Origin of the sequence: Microbacterium sp. SCN 71-21 (assembly GCF_001725695.1) — a bacterium.
GTDB classification, from domain to species: Bacteria; Actinomycetota; Actinomycetes; order Actinomycetales; family Microbacteriaceae; genus Microbacterium; species Microbacterium ginsengisoli.
Genome location: NZ_MEGA01000021.1, coordinates 24,952 through 35,578, shown reverse-complemented (window position 1 = coordinate 35,578; position 10,627 = coordinate 24,952). Strand labels below are relative to the sequence as shown.

The window sequence follows — 10,627 nt, the reverse complement described above, 5'->3', positions numbered from 1 at the left end:
CCGGCACGGCGACGACCCCGGCTTCGGCGACCAGAGCGCCGAGGACCGTCGACTTGCCGGCGCCGTTCGGACCGATGATCGCGATGCGCTCCGGCCCGCGCACCACCCATTCGCGCTCGCCCGAAGAAACGGTCAGCACCCGCCGGCTCGGCGAGAGGTCAGGCGCCGGCAGCACGATGCGCATCGATGGGTCATCGCGCACGAGTCGCCCGGCCGCGTCGAGTGCGGCACGCGCGGCATCCTCCTTCCGGCCGGCCTCGCTGCGCAGGCGTCCGGCCGAGACCTGTGCGGCACCGCGTCGGCCGTGGGCGACGATCTTCGGCACCCGCTTCTCCCGTTCGGCCTTCGCGGCCTGCTGCCCGCGGGTCGCGAGCGTCGACTGCACGGCGATGCGCTGACGCTTCTCCCGCCGCAGGTCGCCGGCAGCTGCGGACTCGGTGCGTCGCGCGGCATCCTGCGCGGTCTCGAGCGCGGCGCGCCACGCGGCGTAGCCGCCGCCGGTCGTCGTGAGCCGCCCGGCGTAGAGTTCGGCGGTCTCGTCCATCAGGTCGAGCAGTGTCGTGTCGTGACTGACGACGATGAGCGCGCCCGGCCAGGCCGTGACGAGCGCGCCGAGACGGTCGCGGTGATCGCGGTCGAGGTTGTTGGTCGGCTCGTCGAGCAGGGTGATCGGCGCGCGTCGCAGGCGGATGCCGCACACCGCCGCGAGCACGGCCTCCCCTCCGGAGAGCGCGCCGACGGGTCGATCGAGCATCCCCGGGTCGAGGCCTGCGTCGGCCAGGGCTGCGCCCGCGCGGGCCTCGACGTCCCAGTCGTCGCCGACCTCCTCGAACCGGGCCGGGTCGACATCGCCGTCGGCGATCGCGCGCACGGCGCGCAGTGACCGGCCCACTCCGAGGAGGTCCGCGACCGGACGATGGACGTCGAGCGTCAGGGTCTGGGCGAGGTGGTCGACGGTGCCCGTCGTGCTGATCGCGCCGGCCGTGGGCGTGAGATGCCCGGCGATGAGTTGCAGCAGGGTGGACTTGCCGGCGCCGTTGCGCCCGATGAGTCCGGTGCGCCCGGCGCCGAATGCGCCCGACACGGATTCGAGCGCCGTGGTGCCGTCGGGCCAGGTGAACGTGACGCGGTCGAGCACGACCGCGGGTGCGGTGGATGACATGGGGTCTCCCGGGTGTGGTGGGTGCACCGACACCGGGGCTCACGCTCGAAGCGGGCCCGCACCGTGAAACGGTGACTCGACGGTGTCAGCGCCAGATGGCGGACAGGGAACCGTCGATCAATGTCACCGGAAGATCCTCACACTCGGAACAGGACGCGGGCAGTCTATCCGCGACCCGCGCGCGGCGGCTAGCCCCGCGGATCCGCCGACGCCTCGCGGATGTCGCCGAGTCGTGCCACGAGGAACGCGTGCACGTCGGCCAGCTCCGCCTCCGAGACGCTGTGGGTGAGGCCGGGATACACACGGCCGCTCAGCGCGACGACGTCGGGGAGCCACCGCACGGTGTGCTCGACGAGCGCCGCCGGAATGACCTCGTCGCGCGCGCCGCGGCCCCAGAACACCGGCGGGCGCAGCCGGGCGAGCTCGGTGTCGGTCGGCAGCCCGCCGGGTGCGACGTAGCCCGACAGGTTCACCGCGAACGCGAAGCGCTCGGGGCGCAGTCGCAGCGCCTGTAGCGACACCGCCGCGCCCTGCGAGAACCCGAGGAGACCGACGGATGCCGCGGCATCCACGTTCTCGTCGACCCAGTCGAGAACGCGCTCGGCGGCCGCGGTGATCGCCGCCGGGTCGCGGCCGTCGAGGTCGTCGATGGGATACCAGCGGTGGCCCGACATCGGCCACGGAGCGGGCATCGGCGCGCGCAGCGAGACGCCCAGGTACTCGGACGGGAGGGAGGGGAGTAGGCCCACCAGGTCGTTCTCATCCGAGCCGTAGCCGTGAAGAAGCAACAGCACAGGCCGGTCGCCGCGGTCGGCCAGCGGGGCGGCGTAGCGCACGGCGCTGCCGTCGAGGGGCGGGATCTCGCTCACGTGCCCATCCTGCCGCACCGCCCCGACACGGCGGCATCCGTTCTGCGCCGCCGGCCCCGGTCGACATCTGTGCGTCACACGCGGTGGGGTATACAGGAGGCATGGCGGTGCGAACTCCCGATCCCGACCCCTCGGAGGGGAACGACGACGCGCGCGGCGAGGTGCCGCGCGACCCGTTCCGATCGTTCGCCGGCGGTTTCGCCGAGTCGGGCGGCGGCCCGAACCCGGCATGGCTCACCGACGTCGAGCTCACCGAGGCGCGACGTCGACTGCCGATGCTCTACGTCGAGGCGCTGCCCGTGCGCACCGACGGCGTCGGCACCGTGACGCAGGTGGGCATCCTGCTGCGTGCGACGCCGTTGGGTGAGATCACCCGCACGCTGGTGTCGGGGCGGGTGCGCTACGGCGAGACCGTGCGCGACGCCCTGTTCCGTCACCTCGAGAACGACCTCGGGCCGATGGCCTTCCCGCTGCTTCCGCCCCAGCCGAACCCGTTCACGGTGGCCGAGTACTTCCCGATCCCCGGTGTCAGCCCCTTCTACGACGAGCGTCAGCACGCCGTGTCGCTCGCGTTCGTCGTGCCGGTGACGGGCACGTGCGAGCCGCGCCAGGATGCTCTCGAGGTCACCTGGATGACGCCGGAGGAGGCGGCATCCGACACGCTCTCGGCCGAGATGGAGGGCGGCCGCGGCACGCTCATCCGTCTGGCGCTCGCGAGCGTCGGCGCACTGCGCTGAGGCGCCCCCTAGGCTCGAAGGGTGAGAGAGCCGCTGCAGTTCCCTGAGGCCGCCGACGCGTGGCTCCCGTTCGTGACCGCCTTCGCCGCCGACCGCACCGCGGTCGTCTCCGACGTCGACTGGCGCCTCGTGCAGGATGCCTCGCTCGCACCGATCGAGCGGCTGGAGCTGTGGAACGAGGCGGACATCGCGCTCGGCGAGCTGCTCGGCGCCGCCTACCTGATCAGCGAGTCGCACCCGGACGCGGCCGTGCGCGAGGCCGCCGAGTCGGCCGCGCAGGAGGCCGAGGCGCTCGCCGCCGCCCGCCTGCTGAACCCGGACCTGTGGGCGGTGTTCGCCGCCGCGGATGCCGCGGCCCTCGACCCGCTCGAGCAGCGCCTGCTGTCCCACATCCGCCGCGACTTCCGCCGCGGCGGCGTCGACCTCGACGCCGAGACCCGCGAGCGGGTGCGCTCCCTCGTCGAACGTGACACCGCGCTGAGCCTGGCGTTCTCCCGCAACATCCGTGACGGCCGTCGTGAGATCCGCGTGCCCGCCGAGGGGCTCGCGGGTCTCCCGCAGGACTTCATCGACGCGCATCCGGTCGACGAGGACGGCCTCGTGACCCTCACGACCGAGTACACCGACCTCATGCCGGTGCGCGAGTACGCGCGGGTGCGCGAGACCCGCCTCGCCCTCGTCGCCGCCTACAACGACCTCGCCTGGCCCGACAACGAGTCGGTGCTCGCCGAGCTGCTCGAGGTGCGCGCCGAGCGCGCCCGCCTGCTCGGCTACGCCGACTGGGCCGAGTACGAGACCGAGACCCGCATGATCGGCTCGGGCGCCGCGATCCCGGCATTCCTCGAGCGCCTCGACATCGCGAGCGACCTCGCTTCGTCCGCCGAGTACGACCGCGTGCTCGCGCGCCTGCGGCAGGACGCCCCCGACGTCGACGAGGTCACGATCGCCGACTTCTGGTACGTGCTGGGCGCGATCAAGCGCGAGGAGTACGACGTCGACGCGCAGCTGGTGCGCTCCTACTTCCCGTTCGAGCGGGTGCGCGACGGCATCCTCGACGTCACCGGGCGCCTGCTCGACATCGAGTACGTGCCGGTCGCGGCGCCCACGTGGCATCCGGATGTCGCGTCCTACGACGTCGTGCGCGGCGGCACGGCGCTCGGACGCATCCATCTCGACCTGCACCCGCGCCCCGGCAAGTACAGCCACGCCGCCTGCTTCCCGCTCGTGCCGGGCATCGCGGGGCGGCAGCTGCCCGAGGCGGTGCTGCTGTGCAACTTCTCGCGCGGGCTGCTCGAACACGACGAGGTCGTCACGTTCTTCCATGAGTTCGGCCACCTGGTGCACGACATCCTCGCGGGCGGGCAGCGCTGGGCGCGGTTCACGGGCATCCAGACCGAGTGGGACTTCGTCGAGGCGCCGAGCCAGCTGCTCGAGGAGTGGGCGTGGGATGCGGGCGTGCTCGGGTCGTTCGCGGCGAACGCGGCCGGCGAGCCCATTCCCGCCGATCTCGTCGCCCGCATGCGCACCGCCGACGCGTTCGGCCGCGCGCTCGAGGTGCGCCGCCAGCTCGGTCACGCGACGGTCTCGTACCGACTGCACGTCGACCGGCCGGGCGACCTGCAGGGCGCGACCGAGCGGCTCTACGCCTCGACGAGCCCGGTGCAGCCGCTGCGCGGTGTGCATCCCTATGCCGGGTTCGGCCACCTCACGGGGTACGGCGCCTGCTACTACACGTATCAGTGGAGCCTCGTCATCGCCCGCGATCTGCTGTCGGCGTTCGACGGCGATCTGATGAACCCGGATGCCGCGGCCCGCTACCGCACCGAGGTGCTCGAGCGCGGCGGCACCCGCGACGCGCGCGAGCTCGTCGAGGCGTTCCTCGGCCGGCCGTTCGCGTTCGACGCCTATCGGGCGTGGCTCGCGGGCGAATGACGGGCACACCGCGCCCCGACGCCCCGACCGGGGTCATGCGCGCTGTGCTGCGCGTCGGGCCGAGCGGTGGCGCACACCGCGTGGCGCTCCGGGTCGCGGTCAGCCTCGCCGCCCCGCTCGTCGTGCTGTGGGCGCTCGGACGCCTCGACCTCAGCATCTACGCCACCTTCGGCACGTTCGCCTCGCTCTACGGCCGCTTCGACCGCTACGGCGACCGGCTGCGCATGCAGCTGGCGGCGGGCATCCAGATCATCGTGACGATGACGATCGGCACCGCACTGTCGGCCGCGGGCGTCGACGACGTCGTGCGCGTGATCGTGGTCGCGGTCTTGGCTGCGCTCGTGACGGTGCTGGCCCACCGCGCCCGCTGGCATCCGCCGGGCGCCCTGTTCACGGTGTTCGCGGGCGGCGCGGCGGCCAGCATCCCCGCGACGTTCGCGACTCTCGCCGAGCCTGCGATCATCGGTGGCGCGGCCGTCGCCTGGACGCTGCTCGTGACCGGTGCCCTCGCGGCGTGGGGCACGCTGCGGCGCGGCGCCGCCCCGCGCTCCGCACGGCCCGCGCCGCCGTCCTACCGGTCCGCCTGGGAGCTCGGCGCCACGGCCGGCATCGGCACCCTGCTCGCCGGCCTCACGGGTCTCGCCCTCCTCGGCACTCACTGGTACTGGGCGATGGTCGCGGCGGTGGCAGCCCTCGGTGGCGCGCACCTGAACGCGCGGGTCGCCCGTGGCATCCAGCGACTCGTCGGCACGCTCGTCGGCGTCGTGCTCGCCGCAGGACTGCTCGCATTGCACCTGCCACCGCTCGCCACGATCGCCGTCGCCGTCGTCTGCCAGGTCGGGGCCGAGCTGTTCGTCGGCCGCAACTACGGCATCACGATGGTGTTCGTCACCCCGCTCGCGCTGTCGATGGTCGAGCTGGCCGCCCCGACCTCGCCGCAGGAGCTGCTCGTCGACCGGGTGCTCGACACGCTCATCGGCGTGGTGATCGGCACGATCGTGGCCGTCGTGTGGGCGCAGCTGCGCTCGCGCCGGCCGGCGGGCTGAGGGTCTGTCCGCCCCGTGCGCTGACTGCGCCTGCGCAGGCGCGCGCTCACCGTGACCCCGCGGATGGCGCCCGGGCCCTGGGGTCTAGGCTGCCGACGTCTCCCGCGCGATCGCCGCGACGAACGCGTCGATGTCGTGCTCGCTGGTGTCGAAGGAGCACATCCAGCGCACCTCGCGGCGCGACGCATCCCAGTCGTAGAAACGGAACGACGTGCGCAGCCGGTCGGCGACGCCCTCGGGAAGCACCGCGAACAGGCCGTTGGCCTGCGTCGGCTGCGTGAACGAGACGCCCGAGATGGACCCGTCGGCAAGCCCCGCCTCGACCCCGGCGCGCAGGCGCTCGGCCATCGCGTTCGCGTGGCGGGCGTTGCGCTGCCACAGGTCGCCGTCGTAGAGGGCCAGCAGCTGCGCCGAGACGAAGCGCATCTTCGAGGCGAGCTGCATGTTGAGCTTGCGGAGGTACGGCAGACCCTCGGATGCCGCGGCATCCAGCACCACCACGGCCTCCGCCGCGAGCGCCCCGTTCTTGGTGCCGCCGAGGCTCAGCACGTCGACGCCGACGTCGCGGGTGAACGCGGCGAGCGGCAGGTCGAGGGCGGCGGCCGCGTTGGAGATGCGTGCGCCGTCGAGGTGCAGGCGCATGCCGTGGCCGTGCGTGTGGTCGGCGAGCGCCCGGATCTCGTCGGGCGTGTAGAGCGTGCCGAGTTCGGTCGACTGGGTGATCGAGACGACGAGCGGCTGCGCGCGGTGCTCGTCGCCCCAGCCCCAGGCCTCGCGGTCCACGAGCTCGGGGGTGAGCTTGCCGTCGTCGGTGGGCACGGAGAGGATCTTGATGCCGGCGACCTTCTCGGGCGCCCCGCCCTCGTCGACGTTGATGTGCGCTGTCGACGCCGCGATCACCGCGCCCCACCGCGGCAGCATCGACTGCAGGCCGGTCACGTTCGCGCCGGTGCCGTTGAACACCGGGAACGCCGCGGCATCCGCCCCGAAGTGCCCCCGCACGACGTGCTGGAGGCGCTCGGTGTAGGCGTCCTCGCCGTAGGAGATCTGATGCCCGCCGTTCGCCGCGGCGAGGGCGGCGAGCACCTCGGGGTGCACACCGGAGTAGTTGTCGGAGGCGAATCCGCGCACGGCGGCGTCATGCAGGGTGTCCATGGTCACTCCAGCCTAGAAGCGCGGGCGCGCTCAGTCGGTGCCGCGGATGCCGCGGGTCGACGCGATCACGGTGCGCATCTTCTTCTCGAGCGCCTCGTAGAACATCGACAACGGGAACTCGTCGTCGAGCACCGCGTCGGTGTAGCCCGAGGGCGCCCCGGCGAGCACGTCGCGATCGAGGCCTGCGGCCCAGCGCGATGCGGGGTGAGGGGTGACGACCGACGCGACGAGGTCGTAGGCGGCGAGCCAGTGCGCGACCTTCGGGCGGTCGATCGAGCGCCAGTAGAGCTCGTCGATCGCCTCGCCGAGGGCGACGACCGCGTCGGGCACGCCGTCCCAGTCGAAGGTCAGCGCGGTGTCGGTCCAGTGCAGCACGCCGCGCTGGTGCAGCCAGGCGAACAGCAGCTGGCCGCCGAGCCCGTCGTAGTTGCGTACGCGGGTGCCGGTGATCGCGAAGCGGAAGATGCGGTCGAAGATCACCGCGTACTGCACGAGCGGCGCGTGCTCGAGGATGGCGCGGGCCGCGGCATCCAGCTCGTCTCCGTCGTCGATGCGGGCCGACAGTGCGCGCTCGAGGGCGACCGCCTCACGGAAGGCGGTGAGGTCGCAGCGCAGCTCCTCGAGCGAGTAGAGGAAGTAGGGCATGCGCTGCTTGATCATGAACGGGTCGAACGGCAGGTCGCCGCGCATGTGGGTGCGGTCGTGGATGAGATCCCACATGACGAACGTCTGCTCGGCGAGGGCCTGGTCGGCGACCAGGGCGGCGGCGCCCGCGGGGAGGTCGAGCTTGGTGATCTCGGATGCCGCGGCCACCACCCGCCGGAAGCGGGCCGCCTCACGGTCCTGGAAGATCGCGCCCCACGTGAACGTCGGGATCTCCCGCATCGCGACCGTCTCGGGGAAGAGCACGGCCGAGTCGGTGTCGTAGCCGGGCGTGAAGTCGAGCAGCCGCAGCGACAGGAACAGTCGGTTCGTGTAGGTCTGCTCGAGGCGGTCGACGAACTCGGGCCAGATGACCTCGCACACGAGCGCCTCGAGGTGGCGGGCACGGGAGCCGTTCTGGGTGTACATCGGGAAGACGACGAGGTGACGCAGGCCATCGACCCGGTGCCGCTGCGGCTGGAACGCGACGAGCGCGTCGAGGAAATCGGGCACGCCCAGGCCGTCGTCGCTCCAGCGGGCGAGGTCGACGACGAGCGCGTCGAGATAGGCGGCGTCGTGGGGGAAGCGCGGCGCGAGCGCGTGCACGGCGGCGATGACCTCGCGCACGTGCGCACGGGCCGTCTCGAGATCGGATGCCGCGGCCACCGCGCCGTCGGCGCCCTGCAGCTGCTGCAGCGCGGTCGCCGCGTCCTTCAGGGCGAGCCACGCCGGGTCGCGCTCGACGCCGTGGGCGAGAGCGGGATCGATCGCGATGTCGGGGGTGATCGCGGTGACGGACATGAGGCCTCCGATCGGCGCACGGGGGAGAAACAGGGATCTGATTCCATGCTAAAGGAATACTTACGGCAATTTGCGCTTCATGCCGGAAATCTTCCGATGGACCGACATGCCGCTGGTAGTCTCGCGACATGGCCGACGCCGCGACATCCGCCCCCGACGACTCGCCCGTTCCCGTCGAGGACGCGACCGACCTCGAGATCGTGCGCGCTGTGCTCGCCGACGGACGCGTCACCCTCGCACAGCTCGGCGAGCGGGTGGGCCTGTCGGTCTCCGCCGTGCAGTCGCGGCTGCGCAAGCTCGAGACCCGCGGGGTCATCACCGGCTACCGCGCCGTCGTCGACCCCGAGGCCGTCGGCAAGCCGCTCGCCGCCCTCGTCGAGATCACCCCGCTCGACCCCGGACAGCCCGACGACGCCCCCGAGAGGCTCGCGCACATCGCCGAGATCGAGGCCTGCCACTCGATCGCCGGCGACGCGAGCTACATCCTCTTCGTGCGCGTCGCGACGCCCCGCGACCTCGAGACGCTGATCCGCGACATCCGTCAGACGGCCGGCGTCTCGACCCGCACGACCGTCGTGCTGCAGACGTTCTTCGAGAACCGCCCGCTCGCCGTCTGACGGCGGCGGGCTCTGCCGCGCCGCCGTGCGGGCTCGGCCCGCCGCCGCACAACGTCGGAACCTTCTGCGGACGCGCCGTGATGCGGCATCCACTCATGGTGTGTCGGTGAAACGTTCCGACATTGTGCGGGTGGAGGGCAGGCAGACGGGCCGAGTGGGTGGATGCCCCGGCACCCGGCACCCGGCACCCGGCACCTTTGCCGCGCAAAGTCGGAACTTTGTGCGGACGCGCCGTGCTGCGGCATCCACTCACGGTGTGTCGGCGAGAATCTCCGACATTGTGCGGGTGTGAGGGCGACCGGGGGTGCGTCGCGGATGCCGCGGCCCCCGGGCACCTGTCACGACACCAGCGTCAGCACCTCGTCGTAGGCGGCGAAGGCCTCGGCCACCTCGTCGTCGGTGACGATGCAGGGCGGCACCACGTGGATGCGGTTGTCCTGCACGAACGGCAGCAGCCCGCGGGCGAGCAGCTCCTTCTTGATCGCGCCCATCGTGGCCGCCGGCAGCGGCTCCCGGGTGGCGCGGTGGGCGACGAGCTCCATCGCCCAGAAGACGCCGGTGCCGCGCACCTCGCCGATCGCGGCGTGCTTCTCCGCGAGTTCCGCCAGGCGGGGTGCGATCGAGTCCTCCCCGATGCGGCGCGCATTCTCGACGATGCCCTCGGCCTTCATCGCATCGATCGTCGCGACCGCGGCCGCCGTCGCGAGCGGATGTCCCGAATAGGTGAGTCCGCCCGGGAAGACCCGCTCGTCGAACTGCGACGCGATCGCGTCGGAGATGATGACGCCGCCGAGCGGCACGTACCCCGAGTTCACGCCCTTCGCGAAGGTGATGAGGTCGGGGCGCACATCGAAGTCCTCGAAGGCGAACCAGCGCCCGGTGCGACCGAACCCGGCCATCACCTCGTCGAGGATCAGCACGATGTCGTAGCGGTCGCAGATCTCCCGCACCCCCGCGAGGTAGCCGGGCGGAGGCACCATGACGCCCGCGGTGCCCGGGATCGACTCCAGCAGGATCGCCGCGACCGTGGACGGGCCCTCCGCCTGGATGACGCGCTCGAGGTGGTGCAGCGCCCGGGCCGACTCCTCCTCGGGGGTCGTGGCCCAGAACTCGCTGCGGTAGAGATACGGGCCGAACACGTGCACGTGTCCGCGGGCAAACTCGTTCGGGATGCGGCGCCAGTCACCCGTCGCGACGATCGCCGCCCCGGTGTTGCCGTGATACGAGCGGTAGCGCGAGATGACCTTGTCGCGCCCGGTGACCAGCCGCGCCATGCGGATGGCGTTCTCGTTCGCGTCGGCGCCGCCGTTGGTGAAGAACACCTTCTCGAAGCCGTCGGGCGCGAGACCCGCGATGCGCTCGGCCGCCTGCCCGCGGGTGAGGTTCGCCGTCGACGGAGCGATGGTCGTCAGCAGCTCCGCCTGGGCGACGATGCCCGCGACGACGGCCGGATGCTGGTGGCCGATGTTCACGTTGACGAGTTGGCTCGAGAAGTCGAGGTAGGTGCGACCCGAGTGGTCCCACACGCGGGTGCCGGCGCCGCCGGCGATGACGAGGGGCGTGAGGGATCCCTGCGCCGACCACGAGTGGAAGACGTGGGCACGGTCGAGTTCGCTCGTGAGGGTGTCGAGGGTGGGGTCGCTGCTCATGGGGTGCTTTCGTGTCT

At 72.2% G+C, this 10,627-nt stretch carries 9 protein-coding genes; 4 read left to right on the top strand and 5 right to left on the bottom strand.

Annotated features, from left to right (window positions below; genetic code table 11):
* The coding region (locus ABT08_RS04790; RefSeq protein ID WP_288114126.1) for an ATP-binding cassette domain-containing protein at positions 1-1,162 on the bottom strand (1,162 nt) is incomplete at its 3' end.
* A 188-nt stretch (positions 1,163-1,350) separates the two neighbouring features.
* Positions 1,351-2,031, bottom strand: a complete 681-nt coding sequence (locus ABT08_RS04785) for an alpha/beta hydrolase (RefSeq protein ID WP_056208306.1) — start codon at positions 2,029-2,031, stop codon at positions 1,351-1,353.
* Positions 2,032-2,132: 101 nt separating this feature from the next.
* On the opposite strand from ABT08_RS04785, the gene ABT08_RS04780 reads away from it, so the two are divergent.
* Genes ABT08_RS04780 through ABT08_RS04770 form a run of 3 tightly spaced genes read left to right on the top strand, consistent with a single transcriptional unit; the run spans position 2,133 to position 5,746 of the window.
* Entirely contained in the window at positions 2,133-2,768 is a 636-nt protein-coding gene (locus ABT08_RS04780) for an NUDIX hydrolase family protein (RefSeq protein ID WP_056518746.1), read from the top strand.
* Between the two features lie 21 nt (positions 2,769-2,789).
* Positions 2,790-4,700 carry a M3 family metallopeptidase gene (locus ABT08_RS04775; RefSeq protein WP_056208308.1) on the top strand — a complete coding sequence of 637 codons (1,911 nt, stop codon included), beginning with the start codon at positions 2,790-2,792 and terminating at the stop codon, positions 4,698-4,700.
* Complete coding sequence (locus tag ABT08_RS04770; RefSeq protein WP_288114124.1) at positions 4,697-5,746, top strand: FUSC family protein; 1,050 nt, start codon at positions 4,697-4,699, stop codon at positions 5,744-5,746. The genes ABT08_RS04775 and ABT08_RS04770 overlap by 4 nt, the downstream gene beginning before the upstream one ends.
* 84 nt (positions 5,747-5,830) lie before the next feature.
* On the opposite strand, the gene ABT08_RS04765 is transcribed toward ABT08_RS04770, so the two are convergent.
* Together ABT08_RS04765 and ABT08_RS04760 are read right to left on the bottom strand one after the other, a co-directional pair.
* Positions 5,831-6,901, bottom strand: coding sequence for a threonine aldolase family protein (locus ABT08_RS04765; RefSeq protein WP_056518745.1), 1,071 nt, complete (start codon positions 6,899-6,901; stop codon positions 5,831-5,833).
* A 30-nt stretch (positions 6,902-6,931) separates the two neighbouring features.
* Positions 6,932-8,344 (bottom strand): DUF6421 family protein, encoded by a 1,413-nt coding sequence (locus ABT08_RS04760; protein WP_048809113.1) that lies wholly within the window; start codon positions 8,342-8,344, stop codon positions 6,932-6,934.
* 128 nt (positions 8,345-8,472) lie between these two features.
* Here ABT08_RS04760 and ABT08_RS04755 point away from each other — a divergent pair, with 128 nt between their 5' ends.
* On the top strand, positions 8,473-8,961 hold the full coding sequence (locus tag ABT08_RS04755; protein ID WP_045247422.1) for an Lrp/AsnC family transcriptional regulator: 489 nt from the start codon (positions 8,473-8,475) through the stop codon (positions 8,959-8,961).
* Positions 8,962-9,299: 338 nt separating this feature from the next.
* On the opposite strand, the gene ABT08_RS04750 is transcribed toward ABT08_RS04755, so the two are convergent.
* Positions 9,300-10,610 carry an aspartate aminotransferase family protein gene (locus ABT08_RS04750; RefSeq protein WP_056518742.1) on the bottom strand — a complete coding sequence of 437 codons (1,311 nt, stop codon included), beginning with the start codon at positions 10,608-10,610 and terminating at the stop codon, positions 9,300-9,302.
* Positions 10,611-10,627 lie beyond the last annotated feature (17 nt).